A 24,118-nucleotide genomic window follows, 5' to 3' on the forward strand; every position below is an offset into this window, starting at 1 on the left:
GGCATGTCTGCCGTCGACTGGCTTCGCACCACCACCCCGGGGCTGCTGCTGCTCTGCGGGCTGTCCGTCGCCCTGCTGCTGTTCGCCATCATCAAGGTCAAACTCGAGCCGTTCATCGCGCTGCTGCTCACCGGCCTCGGGCTGGCGCTGGCCGCCGGACTGCCGGTGTCCAAGATCGTCGGCACGGCGATCAAGGCCGGAGACTCGCTGCTGGAGACCGGCTTCGGCGGCATCCTCGGCCATATCGCAGTCATCATCGGGCTCGGCACCGTTCTCGGCGCCATCCTCGAACGATCCGGCGGCGCGGACGTGCTCACCGGTCGGCTGCTGCAGCTCTTCGGGGAGAAGGGCGCACCGGTGGCCATGGGCCTGCTCGGGCTCATCTTCGGCATCCCCGTGTTCTTCGATATCGGCATCTTCGTGCTGGCCCCGCTGATCTACGTGGCCGCCAAGCGCGGCGGGCGTTCGCTGGTGCTGTACGCGATGCCGATGCTGGCCGGTCTGTCCATGACGCACGCGTTCCTGCCGCCGCATCCCGGACCGGTCGCGCTCGGCGGCCTGCTCGGAGTGAGCCTGGGCTGGCTGATCCTGATCGGATTCGTCTGCGGTATCCCGGGATTCGTCGCCGCGGGCCTGGTGTGGGGCACCTACATCGGCAAGCGGGTGCACGTGGAGGTACCCGAGGAGTTCCTGGTGCGGGCCGAGCAGCCGGTCGAAGGCCCGGGCAGCGCGACCGCCCCGGTGCGCGTCGCCGCGCCGCCTTCGGTCGGGTTGATCGGCGCGATCATCGCGATCCCGCTGGTGCTGATCCTCGGAGCCACCTTCGGAACCCAACTGCTGGAACAGGATTCGCGCCTGCTCCAGGTGCTGACCTTTTTGGGCACGCCCGCGGTCGCGCTGCTGATCGCGGTGCTCATCGCCTTCTACGTGCTCGGCGTACGGCGCGGATCGAGCGTGCAGGAACTGAGCACCTTGACCGCGGAATCGCTGCGGCCGGTCGGCATGCTGCTGCTCGTGGTCGGCGCGGGTGCGTTCTTCGGCAAGGTCATCTCGGCCACCGGCATCGGCACCGCGCTCGCGGACACCATGTCCGCGGCGGGGCTGCCGGTGATCGTGCTCGCCTACATCATCAGCTGCGGGCTGCGCATCGCCCAGGGTTCGGCGACCGTCGCCATCGTGACCACCGGTGGCATCGTCGCGCCGCTGGTCACCGGGCACGGGTACTCGCAGCTGGCGATCGCGCTGATCGCCATGGCCATCGCGGCGGGCTCGATCATCCTCAGCCACGTCAACGACGGCGGCTTCTGGATCATCTCGAAGTACTTCAACCTGACGGTGAAGCAGACGCTGCAAACCTGGACAGTGCTCGAAACAGTGCTGTCGGTGGTGAGTTTCGCGGTGGCGGCACTGCTCTTTGCGATCGTCGCCTGAGCCGCGCTCGACGACCCGGTCGGTTATTCGTGTCCCGCGCCGATGCTGTGCAGGATCTCGTGGACGATCGGGTCGTCGAGGCGGTTGATCACCGAACGCCCGACCCGCGTCGAGACGACGCAGTTCTCGTGCCGCAGAATCCGCAACGCCTGGGAGACGGCGTTCTCGCTGCGCCCCGTGGCGGCGGCGATCTCGCCGACGGTGCTGCCCGGCGCGCGATGCAGGCACAGCAGGATCTCCAGCCGGTTCGGGTCCGCTAGCAGCCCGAACCGCCGCGACCAGGCGTGGATATCGATCGTCCGGATCGCGAGCCGACCACGCTCGACCGGCGACCCCTGAACGGACTGCGGTTCACCCATAGTGACGCTCAGCGTAGCCGGAGGCCCCGGCCCGGTTATCATCTGTCGATCTGAACAGATGAACGGATGGAAGGGCTTCCGATGCGGAGCAGACCCGGGGTAGTGCTCGGCGTGCTGGCGGTTCTCGCCGCGGTGGTGTCGGGTTGCGGCACACCCGGTGCGGCCCAAGGGGATTCGCTGGTGCTCGCGGACGCGCACGAGCTCGGCGGTTACAACCCGATCGCCGGATACGGCGCGGCCGGGGAAGCCAAGATGTACGAGGGACTGCTGCGGCCCAAGGGCGGGGCGGGGCTGACCGGGTTCGAACCCGCGCTTGCCGGTGCCGCGCCGACCGCGGACCCGAGCGCGACCGTGTGGACGGTGGGGCTGCGGCCGGGAGTGCGGTTCAGCGACGGAACCGAATTCGACGCCGAGGATGTGGTGGCCACCTATCGGGCGATCCTGGATCCGGTGTCGGCGTCGCAGGCGCGGTCGTCGTTCGAGATGATCGACCGGATCGAAGCCGTCGATCCCGCGACCGTTCGATTCACCCTGCGCTATCCGTACGCGGCGTTTCCGACCAAACTGCTGATCGGGATCGTGCCCGCCGAAGCCGTGGCCACACCCGGCCCGGCCGCCGAATCCCGGCTCAATACCGAACCCGTGGGCACCGGCCCGTACCGGCTGACCGGCCTGACGCCCGATCGGGCGGTGTTGGAAGCGAACGAAACCTATTGGGGCCCCAGGCCGCAGGTGCGGAAGCTGACACTGCTGTACGTACCCGACGACAACACCCGCGCGCAGCGGATGGCGGCGGGCGAACTCGACGGCACGACGCTGCCGCCGCTGCTGGCACAGACCTTCCAGGGCAAGTATCCGGTGTCCTCGAACACCTCCGCCGACTGGCGCGGGGTCTCGCTGCCCGAAGGCGATCCCGTCGCGGGCGATCCGGCGGTGCGCCGGGCGCTCAACCACGCGGTGGATCGGCAGGCCATCATCGACAGCGTGCTCGGTGGGCACGGGCGCGCGGCGTACACGCCGTTCCCGGAGGAGTACGGGGTGTCCTACAACCCGAACGCCGTCTTCGCCTTCGATCGGGGGCTGGCCGCCTCGATCCTCGAGGCCGCGGGCTGGGTCGCGGGCGGAGACGGCGTGCGGCACAGGGACGGTCGCCGAGCGGCCTTCACGGTGATGTACAACTCCACGGACACGCTGCGCCGTGACCTCGCGCAGGCGTTCGCCTCCGATGCGCGGCGGGTCGGGATCGAGGTCGATCTGGCGGCACTGTCCTGGGATCGGATCGAACCTCGCGTCGAGGGCGACGGGATTCTGCTCGGCGGCGGAGACGAACCCTACGATCCGGATACGCAGGGGTACAAGACGTTGCACTCGTCGTATCTGAAGCCCGGGGTCGGCAGCCCGTACGACAACGCCAGCCGCCACGCCGATCCCGACTTCGACCGGTTGCTCGACACGGCGCGCCGCAGTATCGATCCGGGGCAGCGGGCCGCCGCCTACCGGGAATTGCAGACGGCGTTCGTGGCCGAACCGAGCTATGTGTTCCTGGTATTCCTCGACCACGTCTATGTGGCGAAGGATTCTGGTTGGACGATGTCGGGCCCGGTGCTGGAGCCGCATGCGCACGGAGTGACCTGGGGGCCGTGGTGGTCGTTGCAGACCTGGACTCGTCGTCGGTGACGGTTACGGTGCGGCGCAGCCGATTTCGAGGCCGCGGCCTGGGATCGATGGTCAGGCGGCGGCTGCTGGCCGTCGTGCCGGTGCTCGGGGTGGTCTCGCTCGGGCTGTTCGCCGCCGCGGCGGCCTCACCGTTCGATCCGCTCGTCGGCTACCTCGGGGACCGGTACGTGACGACCAGCCGGGCCGATCGCGAACTCATCGCCGGTCAGCTCGGGGTGGATGTGCCGTGGTACGAGCTGTACGGGCGCTGGGTGCGCGGACTGTTCAGTGGTGATCTCGGCGCTTCGCGGACCTACGGGCAGCCGGTGGGGCAGGTACTCGCCGAACGGGTTCCGTGGACGGTGCTGCTGGTCGGCGTCGGAGTCACGACCGCGATCCTGGTCGCGCTCGGTGCGGGCGTGTGGTCGGGGATGCGGCGCGGCGGCAGCATCGATCGAGCGGTGACGGCCGCGTGCGTGGTGGTACAGGGGCTGCCGCCGTTCGTACTGTCGCTGGGCGCGATCGGGATCTTCGCCGTCGGACTGGGATGGTTGCCGCCCGCCGGAGCCACCGACGCCGGGGCCGAACCCGGAATCGTGCAGGTAGCAAGGCATTTGGTGCTGCCGGCGGCGGTGCTGGCGGTGTCGCAACTGCCCTGGTTGCTGCTGGCGGTGCGGGAATCGGTGTCGGCGAACCGCGGCGAGGACTTCGTGGCGGGCGCGGTCGCCCGGGGCATCGACGACACGACCATCGTGCGACGGCACATCGTCCCGGCCTCGCTGGGACCGTTCGTGACGATCCTGGGCGTGCGACTGCCGGAGATCGTCGTCGGAGCGGTACTGGTCGAGGAGATCTTCTCCTGGCCCGGAATCGCGGGCGCGTTCGTCCGCTCTGCCACCGACCTGGACATGCCGCTACTCGCCGTGCTGACCGTCGGCGCGACCGGGGCGGTACTGGTGGGCTCGCTACTCGCCGATATCGCCTGCGCCGCATTGGATCCGAGGGTGCGCGCCGATGGCTGAACGATATGCGGCCGGGTCTTCGTTCGCGGATTTCGCGTGGATCGCAGGGGTGCCGGCCGCGGCTGAACGATATTCGGAGAAGACGCGCGGATATGACTGTGCGGCAATGGATCTGAGGGCGCGAACTGGTGGCTGAACGGCGAATCGCGGTCGCGGGGGCGGTGCTGGCGGTGGTTGCGGCCTACGCGGTGCTCGTGCCCTGGCTCAGTGGAGTCGACGATCGGCTCACCGATTTCGCGGCGGCGCGGCAGGGGCCCTCGGCGCAGCATTGGTTCGGCACCGATGCGGCCGGGCGGGATCTGTTCGCGCGGATCGCCGCGGCGATACAGGTGTCGCTGCTGGTGGCGGCGGGGTCGGCGGCGCTGGCCACCGGGCTCGGGCTGGTGGTCGGGACGTTGTCGGCGCTCGCGGGCGGGTGGGTCGACCGGGTCGTCATGCGGGTCGCCGACACCGCCAACGCGTTGCCGCACCTGCTGCTCGGAATCGTCATCGTGGCGTTGTTCCGCGGGAATACCGTGGCCGTCGTCCTGTCCATCGGTCTCACGCATTGGGTGCAGGTCGCGCGGATCGTGCGCGCCGAAGTCCTGGGGCTGCGCGACCGCGAGTACATCGCCGCCGCCCGCCTGGCCGGAGCCGGATGGCCGCACCTGCTGACCCGCCACCTCGTGCCCGCCGTCACCCCGCAGGCGCTGATCGCCGTCGTCCTGCTGCTCCCGCACGCGGTATGGCACGAATCCACCCTGTCCTTCCTGGGTTTCGGTCTCCCGCCGCATGAGCCGAGTCTGGGCACCCTGCTCGCCGAAGCACGCTCCTCGCTCCTGCTCGGCGGCTGGTGGACGCTGGCCTTCCCCGCCGCCACCCTGGTCGTGACCACCCTCGCCGTCGCTCTCGCCGGTTCGGCGCTGCGCACGAAGCTCACGCCACCCAAACCCTCACGGGTGCCACGATGAACGGGGTGTCATCAAGCCGTCGATTTGCCGTGCGCGGTGCGCTGGAACCGTTCGAGGGAGTGCGATGAGTGGTGCTGATGATGAGATGGCCGGGCTGGTGGTGCGGGACCTGACCGTGCGGATCCCGGTGGGGCGCAAGGCTGTTGTGCACGCGGTGACCGGGGTGGAGTTGGAGGTCGCGGCGGGGACGGTGACCGCGCTGGTGGGTGAGTCGGGGTGCGGGAAGTCGATGGTGGGCGCGGCAGTGGTCGGGTTGTTGCCGCCGGGGGCGATGGTGACCGGTGCGGTGCTGGTCGCTGGTGCCGACGTGACCTCGGCGGGTGCGGGGTGGCGGGGACGGCGGGTCGGGCTGGTGCCGCAGTCTCCGGCAACGCATTTCACGCCGGTGCGGACGGTGGGGGCGCAGTTGGCGGAAACGGTGCGGGCAGTGGGTGGCCGGCTGGACTGTGCCGAATTGGCCGAGCGGGCGGACTTTCCCGTGTCGGCACTGGAGTGCTACCCGCACGAGTTGTCGGGCGGGATGGCGCAGCGGGCCGCGATCGCGGCGGCGCTCGCGGGTGATCCGGCGGTGCTGGTAGCCGACGAGCCGACCTCCGGGCTGGACCGGGGACGAACCGACCGCACGCTGAAGCTGTTGCGGCGGTGCGCCGATGACGGTGCGGCGGTCCTGCTGATCACCCATGACCTCGCCGCGTTGGAGCGCACGGGGGTCGCCGACCGGATGGCCGTCATGTACGCGTCGCACCTGCTCGAGATCGGGCCCGCCGCCGACGTGCTCGCCGACCCGTGGCACGGCTACACCCGCGATCTGCTCGCCGCGCTGCCCACCCGGGGACTGCGGCCGCTGCCGCATCCGCCGCCGGAGCTGACGAACTTGCGCCCGGACCGTCCGTATCTGGGCCACGGTGTCCTGAAGAGCCAGGGGGAGCGCATGATTCGAGAGGAGCTGTAGTGCTGGCCGCCGCCGATGTCACCGCCCGCTACCGCGGCGCGGACGTACTCACCGGCATCGATTTCACCGTCCCGCCGGGTGCGGTGGTCGGCCTGCGCGGTGAATCCGGTTCGGGGAAGACAACTCTCGTGCGCGTGCTCGCGGGCTTGCTGCACCCGGCATCCGGCACGGTCACGGTGGACGGCGCCGCGCTCCCGAAGCGCGGCGCCGATATCGCCGTCGTCTTCCAATCCCCGCGCGCCGCCACCAACCCGCGGTTCACGCTGCGCCGCATCATCGGCGAACCCGCCGCCATCCGCGGCGACCGTCCGGACCTCGAAGCGCTGGCCGCCACCACCGGCCTCACCCCCGACCTGCTCGACCGCCGCCCCCACGAGGTCAGCGACGGCCAACTCCAGCGCGCCTGCCTCGCCCGCGCCCTGGCCCAGAACCCGCGCTACCTCCTCTGCGACGAAGCCACCGCCATGCTCGACGCCGCCACCACCGCCGCCGTCATGCACGTCATCCGGTCCCGCGCCGACACCGGCACGGGCGTCCTGCTGGTCAGCCACGACGAGGACCTTCTCGGCGCCACGTGCACTCGAACCACCACGCTCGCAGGCGGATCGATCCACCCGGGTTAGGGCCGCGGCACCGCATCGAACGCCGCGCACCACGGACCCGACCGCTGTCGCCGGGGCAACAGGCGGTGGGCCGCGACGTGGATCGCCCACGCGCCCACAGGCTTCGAGGTTCGACGTCGGGTCCGGTCAGTGGATGGTCAGGGCCCCGGCGATCACGTTCCAGAGGCGGTTGGCGGCGTCGTCGGTGGTGGGGCGGGGGTTGCGGCGGAGTTGGTCGGCGATGCCGTAGCGGAGGGCGCCGATGATGCAGGCGCCGGCCAGATCGGCGTCGATGGCGGGGTCGATCTCGCCGTCGAGTTGGCCCTGGCGGATGTTGCGACCCGCGGCGGCGGTGAGGCGGGCCAGTGCGCCGGTCTCGAGTTCGGCCAGCTCGGGCTCGCGGACGATGCGGTTCAGCAGGAGTTCGGCGAGCGGGTCGGCGAAATGGTAGGCCACGAAATGGTGGGTGCGGGCGCGTTCGCGCTCTGGCCAGGCGGCGGCGGGCAGGGTGTCGTCGGCGATGGCGGCCACCAGACCGGCATGGAACTGCTCGTACACCGCTACCAGCAGACCGGCTTTGGAGCCGAAGTGGTGGTACAGGGCGCCGGTGCTGAGGCCGGAACGGCGTTTGAGCGCGTGCAGATCGACCTGCCCGTCGCCCTCGAGGAGTTCGGCGCGGGCGGCGTCGAGCAGCTGTTGACGTCCGAGAGGTGCGCGTGCCACAGTCGGAACAATAACAGAACTCGGTTATGTTTGGAGGGCGTCATGGCCGCCGAGGTTTCGTCCATCGTCGATCTGGCCGGTGATCTCGCCGGAACCTACCGGCGCACCGAAAGTAGCGGGCGCACAGTCGATCCCGCGATCGCGGAGGCAGATCTCGCGGCGCTGCGCCGCGACGGCTACGTCATCCTGGAGAACCTGCTCACCCCACAGCAATTGGCCGAGATCCGCGCCGACGTGCTGCCGCTGCTGGCGCGAACCGGCCGCAACGACTTCGAAGGCCATGCGACACAACGGATCTACAGCGTCCTGAACAAGACCCGCAGCTGCGACCGGATCGTCGATCATCCCCGCGTACTGGCCCTGCTGGACCGGTTGTTCCTGCCGAACTACCTGCTGTCGATGCTCCAGGTGATCAACATCCTGCCCGGCGAGTCCGCGCAGATGCTGCACACCGACGACAGCTTCTATCCGATCCCGCGGCCTCGGGCGGCGCTCGGCGCGGCGACCATCTGGGCTGTCGACGATTTCACCGCCGACAACGGCGCCACCGATATCGTCGCGGGCAGCCACGTTTGGGGTGACCGGCTACCGGGCGAGGACGCCGAGCGCGCCCCGGTCGTCATGCCCGCGGGTTCCTGCGTGTTCTTCCTGGGCACCCTGTGGCACGGCGGCGGCGCGAATCGTTCGGCGGATCCGCGCCTGGCCCTCACCGCCCAGTACTGCGAACCCTGGCTGCGCCCGCAGGAGGCGTTCACGCTGTCGACGCCGCGCGAGGTGGTACGCGAGGTCAGCGAGGACATCCGCCGCATGCTCGGCTACAGCATCCACCCGCCCTTCATCGGCCAGGTCGACGGCATGCACCCCAAACGACTGCTGGAACCCTGACGGTCGAGTGCGATTCAACACTGAATTGTGTCGAATTATGCGGTAACAATTCATCTCCGCACAATTTACCGAGGTCGGCCCCGTGTATCGACACGCTATCGATTCGGTCGCAGCTACCGGACCTGACCTGGGGAAATGTGTTTCGAAAAATAAACAAATCCATGCTCGATCCGGAAACGCCGAAATTCTCTATATGCCGGTGGTGGTGCGCGGGTCCAATAGCATCGCCTGCGGATCAAACCAACCGGAAAGGGAGTGGTATGCGTATCGCAGGATTGTTCTCCACGGCCGGAGTCATCGCCGCGACGGCAGCGGCGTTCGTCGCGTTGCCCGCGGCTCAGGCGGTGGCGGAGACCCCGGCCACGGGCAACTCCGCCGTCACCGAGCACGGCAAGACCGAGTCGCCGCTGGATGTGCTGTTCGGGATGTTCGGAGCCCAGGAAGACGGCGACGAGGACGCGGTCGCCCCGAACAGCCGCCAGGACGACGGTGACGAGGACGAGGTCGTTCCGAACAGCCGCCAGGACGACGAAGCCGACGAGGTGGTGCCCAACAGCCGCCAGGACGATGAAGCGGGAGACGTCGTTCCGAACAGCTCCAACGGCGACGAGGCGACCAACGGCACGGCCAACGCCGACAGCACCGAGCCGCAGGCGAACTCGTCGAGCCTGCCGCAGGAGCGGTCGACGCAGACGCTCGCGGCGCCGGGCTCCGACCTGCCGGACGAGGATTCCTCGGGTGCGGCCGCCAACTCGCAGGCCGGGCCTCGCCCGCAGGAGAGCATGGCCGACGAACGTGAGGCGACCGAGAACTCGCAGTCCAGCCAGGACGACGAGGGCGACGACGAAGAAGAGGCCACCGCGAGAGCGAATTCCGGCAGCAGCGTCGGGTAACCGACGCGCACCGCGCGTAGACGTGAGGCCCCCGGTCGAACGATCGGGGGCCTTCGCGTGTCCGCGACCGATACCGAGTCGAGGCCGGGAAACACCGCGACGGTCCCGGCGACACGCCTGCACCGGACCTACCATTCCGCCCGAAACGTACAAATCCACCGAAAGGAGTGACATGCGCTTGACCCGGATGTTCGCGATCACCGGTGTCGTTTCGGTCGTGATGACGGCGATCGGCCTGGCCCTGGCCGAAGCCGAGGCGGCGCCACTGACCGAGCTGGTCTGCCCGGTCGGCGTCGCCTGCCCCCGATAGGTTTTCCCGGCAAGACATCCGCTCGCGCTGATCGAAACCGGCGGCCGGTGCCACCGTTGTGGCGGATGGTAGGAAGGGGTCGTGTCCGCAAATGGTGAACGACTCGATCCCAACGGCAGGTCTCGTGCGGTGGACGAGGTGGTGGAGCTGGTCAGCGCGCTGATCCGGTTCGACACCTCCAATACCGGCGAGCTGGAAACCACCAAGGGTGAGCGCGAGTGTGCGCGGTGGGTGGCCGACCGATTGCACGAGGTCGGCTACACCACCGAGTACGTGGAATCCGGGCAGCCGGGACGCGGAAATGTCTTCGCGCGCTTGGCCGGCGCCGATTCCGGTCGCGGCGCACTGCTCATGCACGGCCACCTGGACGTGGTGCCCGCCGAGGCCGCGGACTGGAGCGTGCATCCCTTCTCCGGCGCGGTGCGCGACGGTTACGTGTGGGGGCGCGGCGCGATCGATATGAAGGACATGGTCGGCATGATGCTGGCCATCGCCCGTCAGTTCAAGCTCGAGGGCACGGTGCCGCCGCGCGATATCGTCTTCGCCTTCCTCGCCGACGAGGAGGCGGGCGGCAAGTGGGGTTCGCAGTGGCTGGTCGACAATCGTCCTGATCTGTTCGAGGGCGTCACCGAGGCGGTGGGCGAGGTCGGCGGCTTCTCGCTGACGGTTCCGCGTCCCGACGGCACCGAGCGTCGCCTGTATCTGGTGGAGACCGCGGAGAAGGGCCTGGGCTGGATGCGGTTGCGCGCCAAGGCCCGCGCCGGGCACGGCTCGTTCCTGCACGAGGACAACGCGGTCACGATTCTGGCCGACGCGGTGGCGCGGCTGGGCAAACATACCTTCCCGCTGGTGCTTTCGGATTCGGTCGCGGAATTCCTGGCGGCGGTCGCCGAGGAGACGGGCCTGGAGTTCGATCCGCACAGTCCCGATATCGAAGGCCAGCTGGCCAAACTGGGCACGATCTCCCGGATCATCGGCGCGACACTGCGCGACACCGCCAATCCGACCATGCTGAACGCCGGCTACAAGGCCAATGTCATCCCGCAGACCGCCGAGGCGGTGGTGGACTGCCGGGTGGTGCCGGGCCGCCAGGCCGAATTCGAGCGTGAGGTCGACGAATTGATCGGTCCCGACGTGGAACGCGAGTGGATCACCAAACTCGATTCCTACGAGACCACCTTCGACGGGCATCTCGTCGACGCGATGAACGACGCCATCCTGGCCCACGATGCCCAGGGCCGCACGGTGCCCTACATGCTCTCCGGCGGCACCGACGCGAAAGCGTTCGCACGCTTGGGTATTCGCTGCTTCGGATTCGCACCGCTACAGTTGCCGCCGGATCTGGACTTCACCGCCCTGTTCCACGGCGTGGACGAGCGGGTGCCGGTCGAGGCGCTCGAATTCGGCACCCGGGTGCTGGAACACTTCCTGTTGCACAGCTGATCTCATCGACCCAGAAGGGCAACCATGACCTACAACCCGTACGACGCGCTGCCGCAGGTGCCGAGTTTCCTCGTCACCTCCGCCGATTTCGCCGAAGGGGAGACCTTCGGCAACGACCAGGTCAGCGGAGTCTTCGGCGCGGGCGGCAAGGACATCTCCCCGGAGCTGTCCTGGTCCGGATTCCCGCCGGAGACCAAGAGTTTCGCGGTCACCGTCTTCGATCCGGACGCGCCGACCGCGTCCGGATTCTGGCACTGGGCGGTGGCGAACATCCCGGTGGGGACCACCTCGCTGCCGTCCGGCGCGGGAAGCGAAGGCGGGTCGCTGCCCGCCGGTGCGGTGACCCTGCGCAATGACGGCGGGTTCCCGGGCTATGTCGGCGCGGCCCCGCCGCAGGGACACGGGCCTCACCGCTACTTCGTCGTGGTACACGCCGTCGACGTCGAAGAGCTGGAGATCGACGCGAACGGCACGCCCGCGTTCCTCGGCTTCAACCTGTTCTTCCACACCCTGGGCCGGGCGACGTTGATCGGCAAGTACGAGATCGCGTAGCGGAAATGGATCCCGGCGAGCGCCGGGATCCATTTCGTCACAGGTTATTTCAGGTCGATGACGGTGGCCGGGGCCTCCGCCTCGTAGAGGGCGGCGATCTCGGCGCCGTACTTGGCCGCGATCGGGTTGCGCTTGAGCTTCATCGTCGGGGTCAGTTCCTCACCGCCCGGCTCCCACGGCTGCGGGACCACGGTGAACCGCTTGATCTGCTCGACCCGCGACAGCTTGCGGTTGCCCGCCTCGACGGCGGCGCGCACCTCGTCGAGGATCTCCTTGCGCACCGACAGGGCGGCCAGATCGTCGCCGGGGGTGTCCAGCGCCTTGGCGCGCAGCGCGGCGGTATCGGGATCCAGGGTGATCAGCGCGCCGATGAAGGGCTTGGCCTCGCCGATGGCGACGACCTGACCGATCAGCGAGGACGCCGACTTCACGGCGTTCTCGATATTGGTGGGGGAGATGTTCTTTCCCGCCTCGTTGATGATCAGTTCCTTCTTGCGGTCCACGATGCGCACGTAGCCGTCGGCGTCGATGGTGGCGACATCGCCGGTGTGCAGCCAGCCGTCGTCGTCGATCGCCTCCTTGGTCTTGTCGGCCTGCTTGCGGTAGCCGGGGGTGACGATCGGGCCGCGGCACAGCAGCTCGCCGTCCTCGCCGAGGCGCAGCTCCAGTCCGTCCACGGCGCGCCCGACCGAACCCGGGCGGGGCTTGGCCAGCTCGGTGTAGGTGCCGACACCGGTGGTCTCGGACATGCCCCACACCTCGGTGACCGTGAAGCCGAGGCCGAGGTAGTACTCGAGGGTTTCCGGCGGAATGGCCGCCGCGCCGGACGCGGCGACCTTCAGGTTGTCCATGCCGAGGGCGGCGCGCAGCTTGGACAGCACGAGCGTGTCGGCGATCGTGTACTGGAGTCCCAGCAGCGGGCCGCGCGACTTGCCCGCCAGATCGGCGCGGGCGGCCTGGATACCGGTCTCGATGGCCCAGGCGGCGAGCTTCTTCTTCACCGGGCTCGGCTCGACCGACAGCTTGCCGTCGATCCCGGCCTTGATCTTCTGCCACACCCGCGGCACGCCGAAGAAGACGGTGGGCCGGGCATCGGGCAGCGCCGCGGCGATCTCGCGCGGGTCGGGCACGCAGGTGACGAGCATGCCGGTGAGCAGGCTGATGGCGTGCCCGGAGATGCGGTCGGCGACGTGCGCGGCCGGCAGGTAGGAGATCGCGCGGTCGTCGTAGCCGACCCGCAGCGGGCCGTTGACCAGGGCGATGATCTGGGCCAGCACATTGCGGTGGGTGATCTCCACGCCCTTGGACGGGCCGGTGGTGCCGGAGGTGTAGATCAGGGTGGCCAGATCCTCGGGCTTGACCGCCTGCCAGCGGGCGTCGAAGTCGAAGTCCTCGGCCGGGTCCGCCTCGACCGCCGCCAGATCCAGCGCGCCCTCGGCGGCGCCGTCGACCAGCACGATGTGCTCGAGCGGCACACCCGCCGCGCGGACGGTGTCGAGGAAGACGCGCTCGGTGATCACGACCTTGTTCTCGGCATTGGTGAACAGGTGGGTGATCTGCTCGGGGGAGCTGGTGTTGTAGATGGAGAACGGGGTGGCGCCCAGGTGCAGGGCCGCGGTGTCGACCAGGTTGAACTCGGGCCGGTTGGTGAGCATGATGCCGACGGTGTCGCCGTGCGCGATACCGAGTTTGGCCAGCCCCGCGGCGATCACCCGGACCCGGTCGCCGTACTGCTGCCAGGAGATCTCGGTGGTGCCGCCGACGGTGCGCAACGCGATGGCGTCCGGCCGCAGCTTGATCGTCTCCTGGAATGCCTCGGGAACGGTGTAGACCGTCTTGCCGGACTCGTGCGCGAAACCGATTTCTGTGTTGCTCATATTCCTGTCCCGATAGTTCTGTGTGAACCGTCCTCGAAGCGCCGTCCGCGAATGACACGGTGTGCAGCAGGTTGTGTCATCAACTCACGAGGCGGCGCGTCATCGAGTGGCGCGGCTCACTTATCGTAACCAAAGAAACAGTAAAGTGGCGTCCGTTACTCCGATGCCGAGCAATCCGGAACCAGTGCGGCCCGCTTCCACAGGCGCGCGAATCGCCGCCGGGGCGCCGGTGGCGCCGGGGATTCCCAAGGCACATCGATATCCAGGGCCTCGAACCGGGCGGTGTCCTGCAACGCGTCCTCGATCGGGATCCAGTGCTTGCGGTGGGTGCGCTTGGCCTCCAGATACTTGCGGGCGCGTTCGCTGCGGGCCCGCGTGCCCAGCGGCACCGCGGTGACGGTGAGCCCGGCGGACCGCAGCGCGTCGAGCTTGTCCGGATTGTTGGTCAGCAGCCGCACCGAGGTGACGCCGAACTGAGTCGCCAGCAGTTCGGCGAGCGCGCAGGCGGCGGGTTTGTAGCAGCGCGCGTCCTCCGGGAAACCGAGGCGGTGATAGCTGGTGAAGGTGTCGTCGCCGGAGAGTTCGCTCTCGCGCAGACCGCGCGCCTTGGCGATCAGCCCGACGCCGCGGCCCTCCTGTTCCAGATAGACCAGCACCCCGGCGCCGTCCTCCTGGATCATGTCCATGGCCATGTCGAGTTCGGGGCCGCAGTCGCAGTCGTCGGAGGCCAGCGCGTCACCGTAAAGGCAGCGCGAGTGCACGCGCACCAGGCAATCCGGGCCGGGATCGCCGAAAACCAGGAGATAGCCACCATTGCATTCATCGGGCAATTCCTGGACTCGGACCTGCAAATCACTACCCTTGCGGGTCAGCGTGTGAGCGGTTTCCTGAAGGATCCCGGGGTCAGTGTTCAATTCTCCTCCGAGGCGGTGATGGGATGAAAGAGGCTGGGGCAGAACAAGAACCACCGACCCCGGTCGAGCGGCCGGAATCGGGCGACGCGAAGTGACGATAGCGACCGCTGCGCGCGGGGGTCGAGGCGGCCGTCATCTCAGTGCCCGTCCGTCCCGTTTGCCGGGAAGTTGACGATGTCGTCGATCTTGGTCGCGGGCGGCATCGCGCTCGCGACATCGCCGAACGATTGGGTCGCGGCCATCGCGGCGGTGGCGTAGACGAAATCGTCGCGGTCCGCCGAGCGTTCGTTGACGAGCAGCCGTGCGGCCAGCGCGGCGGTGAACGCCGCACGCGCGCCCGGGGACTCGTCCAGGTGCGCGGCGGCCGGGCGGGGCAGGTCGTAGGCGGTCCGGGCCGAGCGCGCGGCGCACTGGAAACCCTCCACCGTGCACACGGTGTCAACTCCCATTGCCACGAGTTGCTGGGCCACCGACTCCGGATCGCCGGGCGGCGACTGCTCGCCGGTGGCGAGCAGACTGCCCAGCTCGCGCCGGGTGCCCAGCAGATAATCGATCTGGTCGAAATACTGGTAGAGGTACTGCGGCCGATCCAGCGACGGCGTGGGCTGCACCAGCAGCCAGGGCGGGTCGGCGACCGGCCGGATCATTCGAAATACCTTCTCCAGCACGGAGATCGGCTGCTCGAAGGTCAACAGGAGCGCGTCGGACTCGGTGATCGCCTCCTGGGCGGCGGGATCGTTGAGATCGTTCTCGCTCAGCCGGACCGCGTCGTCGATGCTGCCGATCGTGCCGATCCCGCCGCCACCGGCGATGATCATCGCCGCGACCGGAGTGCGCAGGCCACGCAGCACCCGTACGAGTTCGGTGTCGACCTTCTCCTTGGCCAGCTGCCGCAGGATCTTGCGCCCGTTCTCGTCGTCGCCCACCGCGGTGAGCAGCCGGACCTGGAAGCCGAGCCGCGCCGCGGCCACCGCCCGATTGAAGCCCTTGCCGCCGATCTGCTCCTCGAAGCGCCCGCGCGCGGCCGGACCGCCCACCGTCGGCAGGTGATCGGTGCGGTAGATGTGATCGATGACGGCGGCACCGACCACGGTGATCACGCCGCGCGCGGTGCGCGAGGCCCGCTGGCGGACACCGGCGTCGGCGGGCTCGTCGAGTTCGTAGAGTGTTCCGGCGTAATCGGTTTCGCTGGTCAGCAGGCGCGCGAGCTGGGTCACCGCGTGATGCTCGCGCTTGTCGCGCAGAGAGCGCACCGACGGCGCGTCCGGGATCGACTCGACGCCCAGGTGCGCCAGCAGTGCCGACCAGTGCTCGTTCAGGAACTCGCGCCGCTTTCCGAGGTCAGTGCCGTAGAACTGGGTGAGGTCGAGGGTCGCGGGCGGGCGGGCGGCCAGCAGCTCCAGCGACAGCGCGGCATCCGCGATCAAGCGTTCGGTGGGCGGCAACTGCCGGGCGAGCTCACGGACCACCAGCAGGACAGCCTCTTCGGGTGGCACGCGGTCGCGGTACGCGCGCTTGCGCACGGGCTCGAGATCGAGCAGCGGGCCGATGTCGATCACGCTCTTGCGCAGGCGTTCCGCGCCGCCGACGAGGCCGCGGTGCTTCCCCAGCCGGGTGAGGATGCTCCGCACCGCGGCGGCTCCCGAATCCTGCGGCGCCATAGCGCGATCCACTCCTCTGGTGGTCGAGGGTTTGCTGGCCGTCTGGCGCTCACGATAGGCGGCATTTGCGGGTTTAGCCATACTTCGAGCGGTGAATTCCTTGAGTGTCACGACAATTGACGCCAATCGGGCGGCAATTGTCAAAGAGGAGTAGCGATAGACCCCTCGGACCCGCCACACTGGAGTCCAGGCGACCTATCGCCCCCACCAGGAGCTCGGGAGGGTCTGGTGATGAGAGTGGTTCTCGTGAAACGCCGGATTCGGCGGCGTCGGCAGCATCGGCCGGATACCGAGCCGGAACTGTCCGCCCGCGCCTAGGCGGCAACGCATCGCGTGTCGCCCCACATCCCCGCCATCCATTCCGTGCGCGCCCCACACGCTGCACTCGGTCGACGCCGCCTCGGGGAGACAGACGTGACGATCTACGAAAGCAGCCGGTCCATGACCAGCAGCGTCACGCCCGACATCTGGGCCTGGCGCCCCAGCCGCTGCGCGGCCGAACCGGCCTGGCGGCTCAGCTGGGAACCCGGCTCGGTCTGCACCCGCGAAGAAGCACTGGCCGCGCTCCGCGCGCGAGAACTCCGGTATCCCGCCGCCGCGTGGGACCGCCGAATCCGTCCGCTGCTGTGCAGACGCACCCGCGTGCGGCAGCGTCCGAGCACCGACATCCCATCCGAACCGCCCGGCCGCGAGCTGGAGAACCCGGAGACAGCGTAATGATCCGCATCACCGAATGGACCATGACCAGTGACCTCACACCCGAGTCCGCGTACCGGAAAACCGGTGCGGGCGAACGACTGTGGCGATTGAGCTGGCTGCCGGACCGCTACCTGACCCGCGCCGAGGCCCGGGCGGGAATGGAGCTCGACGAGATAATCAGCGACCTGGACTCGGTCCACGACCGGATGGCTCAGGCCCGCGCGGCCGACTGCGCCGGCGAACTCGGCCTGCTCTTCGAACAGGCGGTGATCATGCTGTCCAAGCGGATGATCGCGCGCTTACGGCTCGAACAGCTCGAACCGCGGGACCCGCCGGTGAGCGACCGATATCGCCGTCGGCCGCACCCTCTGGTCCGGCTGCACTGACACCGCTCAGGCGCGGTTGACGTGCTCCGCGCCGACCGCCGCGGCGAGCGAGCCGAAGCCGTCGCGGCGCAATCGCTCGGCGACACCGCGGTGGATGGCGCGGGCCCAGAACGGGCCGCCGTAGATGAACCCGGTGAACCCTTGCAGCAAGCTGGCGCCCGCCAGGATCCGCTCGTAGGCCTGATCGGCGGTTTCGATGCCGCCGACCGAGATCAGGACCACGCGGTCACCGACCCGGCGATACAGGCGGCGCAGCACCTCGAGCGACCGCTCGGCCACCGGCGGACCCGACAGGCCGCCTGCGCCCATGGCGGTGACGTCGGCGGCCGGGGTGCGCAGGCCGTCGCGGCGGATGGTGGTGTTGGTGGCCACGATCCCGGCCAGACCCAATTCGACGGCCAGATCGGCGACCGCGTCGATGTCCTCGTCGGACAGATCGGGGGCGATCTTGACCAGCACCGGCACGCTGACGGTGTCCAGCACGGCCTGTAGCACCGGGCGCAGCGATTCGACGGCTTGCAGATCCCGCAGGCCGGGGGTGTTGGGCGAGCTGACATTGACGACCACGAAATCGGCCAGCGGGCCCAGCAGCGCCGCACTGGTCGCGTAGTCGGCGGCGGCGTCGGCCGGCTCGACGATCTTGGTCTTGCCGATATTGGCGCCGAGCGGAACCGTCGACGCGCGGGCACGCAGCTTCGCCGCGGCCGCGGCCGCACCGAAGTTGTTGAACCCCATCCGATTGATCAGACCGCGGTCGGCGGGCAGGCGGAACAGGCGCGGCGCCGGATTGCCCGGCTGCGCCTGGGCGGTCACGGTCCCGATCTCGGCATAGCCGAAACCCAGCGGGCCCCAGGTGTCGGCGCCCTCGGCGTTCTTGTCGAACCCGGCCGCCAGACCCAGCGGCGCGGGGAAGTCGACGCCGAAGACCCGGTTACGCAGAATCGGATCGTCGACGACGAGCAGCTTACGCAGCAGCACTCGGGCCGGGGCGAACCGCGCGGCCCAGCGCATGACGGCGAAAGCCCAATGATGGATGCGTTCCGGATCGACCAGGAACATGACTCGCAGGAGTAAGGAATACATCGGCGTCACATCCCCGGCTCGGGCTGGGGTAGCAGAGCAGATTTGCGGCGGCGCAACAGCACCCGGCGGCTGCCGTCGGTGTAGGCGCGCACCCGCGACAATTCCCAGCCGCCGAATTCGGCCTGAATGGCCAGACGCATGGAGGCGGTCACCCGATTCATGTCCTTCGGTAGTCGCAACGGCACGTATTCATAGTCGTCGCTGGTGTTTTCCGCCCAGCTCGCCGGTAATGCGCGGGAGTGTTTCGGCGCCATCTACTGCCCTCTCTTCCGCTGCTCCGCCGGGATCCGCTGCACACCGTCCCCGGTCGCGGAACCGACGAACAGATCACCGGTGCGTTCGTCCACGGTCACCGAGTTCGGCTGGCGCACCGCCGGGTATCGGCCCACTTCCACGGGGATACCCGTGCCGAGATCGAATCCGACAACTTCGTTGCTCTGCGTGCACGTCACCCACACGGTCTCCGACCGCTGATCGTAGGCAAGTGCGTAAGGCGAAGATCCTACCGGGAACCGCTGCCGCAGGAGCAGCGGTCCGGTGCTGTAGACGAGCAATTCGTTATCGTCGCTGTCGGTGACCAGCACCCGGCCGAAATGATCGGCGATCATCATGGTGGCCCCGTCACCGGCCCGCTGGGCCAGGCCGAGATCGGCTGCGCCCGGGTCGATCTCGGTGATCGAGGACTGATGGCGGTCGAGTACCGCCAGGTGATCGGGCGTGCGGGCGAGCACGTCGGCCGACACCAGGCCCGTCACGGTGCGCAGCACGGCGCCGTCGGCGGCGAGGGTGCGCACCCGGCCGTCGGCGGTACCCGCCAGCACGGTGCCGTCCGTGCCGTTCAGGACCGAGCGCACATCGCCCTCGACGGGGATCTCGCTGACCGCCGCGGCCGCCACCTGCACGCGCACGATCCGCTGGGGTGCGGCGACGAGGACTTCGCCGGGCGCGCCGAGGGCCAGGCTCGCGCCGGGCGCGGGCAGCGCGACGGTGCGCACGGCGCCGGTCGCGGGATCGATCAGCAGCACGGTGGCGCCGTCGAGCGCGGCGAGCTGCCCGGTGCCCGGATCCGACACCAGCGCTGTCACCGCGCGACCCACCGGGACGACCCGGCCGGCGGGCGCGGCGGTCGGTACCGGCGCCACCGCGGCGGCAGCGGGCTCGCGGGTCGGTGCGTCCGGCTTGTCGTCCGAACCGGAACACCCGGTCAGCAACAGCAGCGTCGCCGCACTCGCAAGCGCCAACGGGACGCGCACACCGAACTCCTTCACACCAGGGCCAACCCCACTATCTGACCATGATGGCGCAGGACGGCCGCCGACCGGGGTAGCGACAGCGGCGGGTCGGCGGGGGCCGACGATATCGGCGATCCGCACGGCCGCGCCCGGGACGGCTCGAAAACTCCGCGGGTGTCGGTACGTTGAGGGGGTGATCGGCCCTCGCCGTCGACGTTGCAGCGGTGGAGGTGCTGGTGCGGATATGATCGCCGACGCGGAGCCGGTCGCGGCCGCCGTGGACCGGGACGTGACGGCCGTGCGAGCTCCGCCGGGGCGGATCATCCGTCGTCGAGGGAATGTAGGAACGGGTAGGGGAATGATGCGTTCGATACGTTGCGCCGCACTGGTGGTGCTGGTGGCCGGGGCCACGGTGGCCTGCGGCGGCTCCGGACCCGATGAGGATACGGTCGCGGCCGCGCGGTCCTCGGCGAACGCTTCGCTCTCGGCTTCGGCGGCGACCTCGTCCTCGCTGGCGAACCGGCCGCTGCCCACCGCCGCCGAACTCGACGCGCAGATCAAACGCGCGCTCGATCCTGCGCTGCCCGACAGCGAACGCACCGCGCTGATCGAGGACGGCGACGCGTTCAAGGACGCCATCCCGGACATGTACAAGGCGCTGCAAGACAACCCGCGTGCCGTCTACGGCGTCACCGACCCGGTGTTCGACAACCGCGACGGCACGCTCACCGCCACCATGCGCCTGGACAAGGACGGCACCGGCACCGCCGTGCGCACCACGGTCGTGCATTTCGTCCTGCTCGACGGCAAATGGAAGATCTCCCGCACCGATCTGTGCGGCATCCTGCGCTCGGCCGACTACCGCACGCCCGCCTGCGGCTGACGCTCCATGGGTGAACGTTGGGGCCGGTACGTCTACCGCCACCGCTATCTCGTGCTCGGCCTGGCCCTGTGCGCCGTGCTCATCTCCGGGTTCTACGGCCGCGGCCTCGCCGATCGGATGACCCAGGAGGGCTGGTTCGACGAATCCAGTGAATCCGTCGCCGCATCCAAGATCGCCGACGCCACCTTCGGCCGTGACACCGACAGCGACCTGATCCTGCTCTACACGGTGCCCGACGGGGCCACCGTCGACGATCCGGCCGTGCGCGGACCGGTCACCGGTGCGTTGCGCGAACTGCTGGAACGGTTCCCGGACCGGATCCAGAAGATCGACAGCTACTGGGACAGCCCGTTCGCGGCCAATGCCACCGACGCGACCAAGACCCACGCGTTCGCCAGCGTCGGCCTGCGCGGCGAGGGGACCGCGACCGTCGAGAACTACGCGGCGATCGTCGACCATCTCGGCGCCGGTGAACCCGGCGGCGGGCCGGGTGGCACCACTGTCCAACTGGCCGGATTGCAGCCGATCCTGGCCGGTTTGAACACCGGCATGCAGGACGACATCCACCGGGCCGAGATCATCGCGCTGCCCCTGGTGGCGATCCTGCTGTACTTCGTGTTCGGCGGTGTGGTGGGCGCGCTGCTGCCGGTGCTGATCGGCGGCATGACGATCATGGGCACCGCGGGCATCATGCGCGCGCTCACCGGCGTGATCGATGTGAACGTGTTCGCCAGCATCGTGATGACGCTGGTCAGTCTCGGCCTGGCGATCGACTACGGACTGTTCACCGTGACCAGGTTCCGGGAGGAACTGGCCGCGGGACGCAGCGTCGAGGACGCGACCGCACGCACCGTCGCGACCGCGGGGCGCACGGTCATGTTCTCGGCGGCGATCATCGCGGTGAGTCTGGCCGCGCTGTTCATCTTCCCGAACGGGGTGCTGCGCTCGGTGCCCTACGGCGGGATCAGTTCGGTGCTGCTGGCCGCGCTGCTGTCGGTGACCGCGCTGCCCGCGGCACTGGGCATCGCCGGTCGGCGGATCGACCTGTGGGGGTGGAAGCGGTTCTCCCGCACCAAGACCGAAGCGCAGATCGACGCCGGGTTCTTCGCGCGGCTCGCCCGCTGGTCGATGGGCACCGCGGTGGACGGGACGCAGACGCGCCGACGGCGGCCGTGGGCGGTCGCGGTGCCGATCGTGCTGGCCCTGCTGGCGTTGGCGATCCCGTTCCGCAATATCGAATTCGGCGGGATCAGCGAGAAGTATCTGTCCGCGCAGAACCCGGCCCGGGTCGCGCAGGAACGCTTCGACGAACTGTTCCCCAGCTTCCGTACCGAACCGCTGAAACTGGTCATCGTGGACGCGAATCCGCAGCAGCTCAGCGACATTCGCTATGCGGCCAATCAGGTGCCGGGGCTGACCGGGCGTTTCGAACCCGGTGCGGCCACCAAGGACGGCGTCAATGTGCTCAACGCGGGCTTGGCCGAGGAACGTGACGCCGACCGGGTCATCGATGCGCTGCGCGCCCTGCCCGAACCCGACGGCGTGCGGGTGATGGTCGCGGGCGTGCCCGCACTGGAACGCGACAGCATCAACGGGCTGCTGCGTGGTCTGCCGCTGCTGGTGGCGATCCTGGCCTTGGCGGCGTTGGTGCTGATGTATGTGGCGTTCCGCTCGATCGTGCTGGCGCTCAAGGCCGTCGCCATGAGCGCACTCAGCCTGGTCGCCACGCTGGGGTTCCTGACCTGGATCTTCGTCGAAGGCCACGGCGCGGAGTTCTTCCAGTTCACGCCCGGTCCGCTGATGTTCGCGGTATTGGCGCTGATCGTCACCGTGGTGTTCGGGCTGTCCACCGACTACGAGGTGTTCCTGCTGTCGCGGGTGTCGGAGGCGCGTCGCTCGGGCGCCGACGCCACCGAGGCGATCCGCTACGGCGTCGCGCACACCGGCGGCGTGATCACCTCCGCCGCGGCCATTCTCATCGTCGTCACCGGGGCGTTCGGGTTCTCGGACCTGGTGCTCATGAAATACATCGCCTATGGCATGATCGCCGCGCTGATCCTCGACGCCACGGTGATCCGCATGCTGCTGACACCGGCGGTCTTGAAGCTGATCTGGCGCTGAGGGGGAGCTGTGCGAGTCGTCAAGGGCGCCAATCTATTTCTGATGTTTCTGCTCGAGCTGGGTGTGCTCGTGGGTGCCGGCTGGTGGGGATTCACCCTGGACGAGGCGCTGCCGTTGCGGATCGTCAGCGGAATCGTCGCGCCGCTGCTGTTCGCGCTCATGTGGGCGATGTTCGGGGCGGCGGGCAATGCGCGGTTCCGGTTGCACGGGCCGTGGCGGGTGGCGTTGGAGTTGATCTGGTTCGGTGGCGGGGCGATCGCATGGGGTGCGGTGGCGCCGGTGGTCGGTCTCGTGTTCTTCGCGGTGTGGGTACTGAATGCGCTGGGTCGGTACTTCGGGGACGGGACGTTGGAGGTCGAGGTCGGGTAAGTGCAGAATTCGCTCGAAGTGCGCCTGGGCGCACCGCCTCGGGCGATGTGCACACGGCGAGGCGACCTCGGCAGATCCTACCGCCCGGTCAACGCCGAACAGGTAGCACCAATTGCGCGCCGGTCACCGGATGATCCAGCACCTCGACCGGATGCTGGTAGACCCGCGTGAGCAATTCGGTGCTCAGCACCTGACGCGGCGGCCCATCGGCGGCGACCTCGCCCGATTCGAGGACAACGACCCGGTCGGCGTAGGCGGCGGCCAACCCCAGATCGTGCAGGACGACTACCACCGCGGCACCGGCGGCCGCGCGATCGGCAGCCAGGCGCAATACCGCCTCCTGATGGCCGAGATCCAGTGCGGCGGTGGGCTCGTCGAGCAGGAGCGTCGGCGTGTCCTGCGCCAGCACCCGCGCCAGCGCGACCCGCGCTCGCTCACCACCGGACAGTGCCGGAAACGGGCGCGCCGCAAGATGTTCCACGTCTGCCGCGGCCAGTGCCGCCGCGATCAGGGCGTCGTCGTCGGCGCGGCGCACGGTGCGTACCCACGGCGCCCGCCCCATGGCGACGACCTCCCGTGCCGTGAACGGGAACCCGACCGTGTGCGTCTGCGGCAGGACCGCGCGCCGCCGCGCCATATCGAGCGTTGTCCATTCGGCCAGGGCACGCCCGTCGAGTTCCACCGCACCCGCGCTCGGCTCCAATTCCCCGGCGAGCGCCGCCAGCAGAGTCGACTTGCCCGCGCCGTTCGGCCCCACGAGCGCCACCACCTCACCGGCCGCGACCTCGAAGTCCACGCCTTCCAGCACCGGCCGCGCCGCACCGCGCCGCGCCACGCTGAGCCCGGCTGCCCGCAGTGTCACGACGCCCGACTCCGGTCGCTTCGGCAACTCGTGTTCCCGCCGGAACACCGCTTCCAGCCCGCTCACCGTCGGCCTCCCGCCCTCGAATGTGCCGTCGCCGGGACACTTCTCGCCCGACCACGGCGCGAATCGATACCCGCGCGCCTGCTCGATCCGGGCAGGCTGTGATCACGTGCGGTGTCGACGCTCCTCGCGGGCGATCGGCCGGGGGCGCCGCGCCGGGTGACGCGGTGCGGTCGTGTGGTGTCGCGGG

The 24,118-nt window shown here is 69.2% G+C and carries 25 protein-coding genes; 16 read left to right on the forward strand and 9 right to left on the reverse strand.

Annotated elements, in window-relative coordinates; all coding sequences use genetic code 11:
* The first annotated feature begins 3 nt into the window (after positions 1-3).
* Positions 4-1,431 (forward strand): GntP family permease, encoded by a 1,428-nt coding sequence (locus ACFVMC_RS13135; RefSeq protein WP_379209852.1) that lies wholly within the window; start codon positions 4-6, stop codon positions 1,429-1,431.
* 23 nt (positions 1,432-1,454) lie between these two features.
* Here the strand turns inward: ACFVMC_RS13135 and ACFVMC_RS13140 are convergent, their stop codons facing one another.
* On the reverse strand, positions 1,455-1,790 hold the full coding sequence (locus ACFVMC_RS13140; protein ID WP_379209854.1) for an ArsR/SmtB family transcription factor: 336 nt from the start codon (positions 1,788-1,790) through the stop codon (positions 1,455-1,457).
* Between the two features lie 81 nt (positions 1,791-1,871).
* Between ACFVMC_RS13140 and ACFVMC_RS13145 the strand changes: the two genes are divergently transcribed.
* From ACFVMC_RS13145 to ACFVMC_RS13165, 5 genes are all read left to right on the forward strand, one after another.
* Complete coding sequence (locus tag ACFVMC_RS13145) at positions 1,872-3,467, forward strand: ABC transporter substrate-binding protein (protein ID WP_379209855.1); 1,596 nt, start codon at positions 1,872-1,874, stop codon at positions 3,465-3,467.
* A 47-nt stretch (positions 3,468-3,514) separates the two neighbouring features.
* Positions 3,515-4,468 (forward strand): ABC transporter permease, encoded by a 954-nt coding sequence (locus ACFVMC_RS13150; RefSeq protein ID WP_379209857.1) that lies wholly within the window; start codon positions 3,515-3,517, stop codon positions 4,466-4,468.
* 128 nt (positions 4,469-4,596) lie between these two features.
* A complete protein-coding gene (locus ACFVMC_RS13155) occupies positions 4,597-5,418 on the forward strand; it encodes an ABC transporter permease (RefSeq protein WP_379209859.1) in 822 nt (273 codons plus the stop codon).
* Positions 5,419-5,482: 64 nt separating this feature from the next.
* The gene (locus ACFVMC_RS13160; RefSeq protein ID WP_379209861.1) at positions 5,483-6,370 is read left to right on the forward strand and encodes an ATP-binding cassette domain-containing protein; all 888 of its coding nucleotides are present in this window, start codon (positions 5,483-5,485) and stop codon (positions 6,368-6,370) included.
* Positions 6,370-6,993 carry an ABC transporter ATP-binding protein gene (locus ACFVMC_RS13165; RefSeq protein ID WP_379209862.1) on the forward strand — a complete coding sequence of 208 codons (624 nt, stop codon included), beginning with the start codon at positions 6,370-6,372 and terminating at the stop codon, positions 6,991-6,993. Before ACFVMC_RS13160 ends, ACFVMC_RS13165 begins: the two co-directional genes overlap by 1 nt.
* Before the next feature lie 126 nt (positions 6,994-7,119).
* Here ACFVMC_RS13165 and ACFVMC_RS13170 read toward each other — a convergent pair whose 3' ends face one another.
* Positions 7,120-7,695: a TetR/AcrR family transcriptional regulator gene (locus ACFVMC_RS13170; protein WP_379209864.1), complete on the reverse strand. Its 576-nt coding sequence runs from the start codon at positions 7,693-7,695 to the stop codon at positions 7,120-7,122.
* A gap of 42 nt (positions 7,696-7,737) precedes the next feature.
* Here ACFVMC_RS13170 and ACFVMC_RS13175 point away from each other — a divergent pair, with 42 nt between their 5' ends.
* From ACFVMC_RS13175 to ACFVMC_RS13195, 5 genes are all read left to right on the forward strand, one after another.
* Positions 7,738-8,580: a phytanoyl-CoA dioxygenase family protein gene (locus ACFVMC_RS13175; RefSeq protein WP_379209866.1), complete on the forward strand. Its 843-nt coding sequence runs from the start codon at positions 7,738-7,740 to the stop codon at positions 8,578-8,580.
* Between the two features lie 260 nt (positions 8,581-8,840).
* On the forward strand, positions 8,841-9,473 hold the full coding sequence (locus tag ACFVMC_RS13180; RefSeq protein ID WP_379209868.1) for a hypothetical protein: 633 nt from the start codon (positions 8,841-8,843) through the stop codon (positions 9,471-9,473).
* Between the two features lie 172 nt (positions 9,474-9,645).
* Positions 9,646-9,783, forward strand: a complete 138-nt coding sequence (locus tag ACFVMC_RS13185; RefSeq protein WP_379209870.1) for a hypothetical protein — start codon at positions 9,646-9,648, stop codon at positions 9,781-9,783.
* Between the two features lie 81 nt (positions 9,784-9,864).
* Complete coding sequence (locus ACFVMC_RS13190) at positions 9,865-11,226, forward strand: M20/M25/M40 family metallo-hydrolase (RefSeq protein ID WP_379209871.1); 1,362 nt, start codon at positions 9,865-9,867, stop codon at positions 11,224-11,226.
* A 24-nt stretch (positions 11,227-11,250) separates the two neighbouring features.
* Positions 11,251-11,778 carry a YbhB/YbcL family Raf kinase inhibitor-like protein gene (locus tag ACFVMC_RS13195; RefSeq protein WP_379209873.1) on the forward strand — a complete coding sequence of 176 codons (528 nt, stop codon included), beginning with the start codon at positions 11,251-11,253 and terminating at the stop codon, positions 11,776-11,778.
* 44 nt (positions 11,779-11,822) lie between these two features.
* On the opposite strand, the gene ACFVMC_RS13200 is transcribed toward ACFVMC_RS13195, so the two are convergent.
* The 3 genes from ACFVMC_RS13200 to ACFVMC_RS13210 form a co-directional block, all read right to left on the reverse strand.
* Entirely contained in the window at positions 11,823-13,655 is a 1,833-nt protein-coding gene (locus ACFVMC_RS13200) for an AMP-dependent synthetase/ligase (protein ID WP_379209875.1), read from the reverse strand.
* A 155-nt stretch (positions 13,656-13,810) separates the two neighbouring features.
* Complete coding sequence (locus tag ACFVMC_RS13205; RefSeq protein ID WP_379209877.1) at positions 13,811-14,569, reverse strand: GTP cyclohydrolase II; 759 nt, start codon at positions 14,567-14,569, stop codon at positions 13,811-13,813.
* Between the two features lie 137 nt (positions 14,570-14,706).
* The gene (locus ACFVMC_RS13210; protein ID WP_379209879.1) at positions 14,707-16,230 is read right to left on the reverse strand and encodes a carbohydrate kinase family protein; all 1,524 of its coding nucleotides are present in this window, start codon (positions 16,228-16,230) and stop codon (positions 14,707-14,709) included.
* Between the two features lie 414 nt (positions 16,231-16,644).
* On the opposite strand from ACFVMC_RS13210, the gene ACFVMC_RS13215 reads away from it, so the two are divergent.
* Positions 16,645-16,947: a hypothetical protein gene (locus tag ACFVMC_RS13215; protein WP_379209881.1), complete on the forward strand. Its 303-nt coding sequence runs from the start codon at positions 16,645-16,647 to the stop codon at positions 16,945-16,947.
* Entirely contained in the window at positions 16,947-17,315 is a 369-nt protein-coding gene (locus ACFVMC_RS13220) for a hypothetical protein (RefSeq protein WP_379209883.1), read from the forward strand. The genes ACFVMC_RS13215 and ACFVMC_RS13220 overlap by 1 nt, the downstream gene beginning before the upstream one ends.
* A 6-nt stretch (positions 17,316-17,321) precedes the next feature.
* Here ACFVMC_RS13220 and ACFVMC_RS13225 read toward each other — a convergent pair whose 3' ends face one another.
* Genes ACFVMC_RS13225 through ACFVMC_RS13235 form a run of 3 tightly spaced genes read right to left on the reverse strand, consistent with a single transcriptional unit; the run spans position 17,322 to position 19,651 of the window.
* Complete coding sequence (locus ACFVMC_RS13225; protein WP_379209885.1) at positions 17,322-18,398, reverse strand: quinone-dependent dihydroorotate dehydrogenase; 1,077 nt, start codon at positions 18,396-18,398, stop codon at positions 17,322-17,324.
* Between the two features lie 5 nt (positions 18,399-18,403).
* On the reverse strand, positions 18,404-18,652 hold the full coding sequence (locus ACFVMC_RS13230; RefSeq protein WP_379209886.1) for a DUF5703 family protein: 249 nt from the start codon (positions 18,650-18,652) through the stop codon (positions 18,404-18,406).
* Positions 18,653-19,651, reverse strand: coding sequence for a YncE family protein (locus ACFVMC_RS13235; RefSeq protein WP_379209888.1), 999 nt, complete (start codon positions 19,649-19,651; stop codon positions 18,653-18,655). It lies immediately after the preceding gene.
* A 337-nt stretch (positions 19,652-19,988) separates the two neighbouring features.
* On the opposite strand from ACFVMC_RS13235, the gene ACFVMC_RS13240 reads away from it, so the two are divergent.
* Genes ACFVMC_RS13240 through ACFVMC_RS13250 form a run of 3 tightly spaced genes read left to right on the forward strand, consistent with a single transcriptional unit; the run spans position 19,989 to position 23,003 of the window.
* Positions 19,989-20,513 (forward strand): hypothetical protein, encoded by a 525-nt coding sequence (locus ACFVMC_RS13240; RefSeq protein WP_379209890.1) that lies wholly within the window; start codon positions 19,989-19,991, stop codon positions 20,511-20,513.
* A gap of 6 nt (positions 20,514-20,519) precedes the next feature.
* Positions 20,520-22,634: an MMPL family transporter gene (locus ACFVMC_RS13245; protein WP_379209891.1), complete on the forward strand. Its 2,115-nt coding sequence runs from the start codon at positions 20,520-20,522 to the stop codon at positions 22,632-22,634.
* Positions 22,635-22,676: 42 nt separating this feature from the next.
* Positions 22,677-23,003, forward strand: a complete 327-nt coding sequence (locus ACFVMC_RS13250; RefSeq protein WP_379209893.1) for a YrdB family protein — start codon at positions 22,677-22,679, stop codon at positions 23,001-23,003.
* 88 nt (positions 23,004-23,091) lie between these two features.
* Here ACFVMC_RS13250 and ACFVMC_RS13255 read toward each other — a convergent pair whose 3' ends face one another.
* A complete protein-coding gene (locus ACFVMC_RS13255) occupies positions 23,092-23,931 on the reverse strand; it encodes a heme ABC transporter ATP-binding protein (RefSeq protein ID WP_379209895.1) in 840 nt (279 codons plus the stop codon).
* Positions 23,932-24,118: the final 187 nt, after the last annotated feature.

This window comes from Nocardia sp. NPDC127579 (genome assembly GCF_042672005.1).
In the GTDB taxonomy this organism is placed as follows: Bacteria; Actinomycetota; Actinomycetes; order Mycobacteriales; family Mycobacteriaceae; genus Nocardia.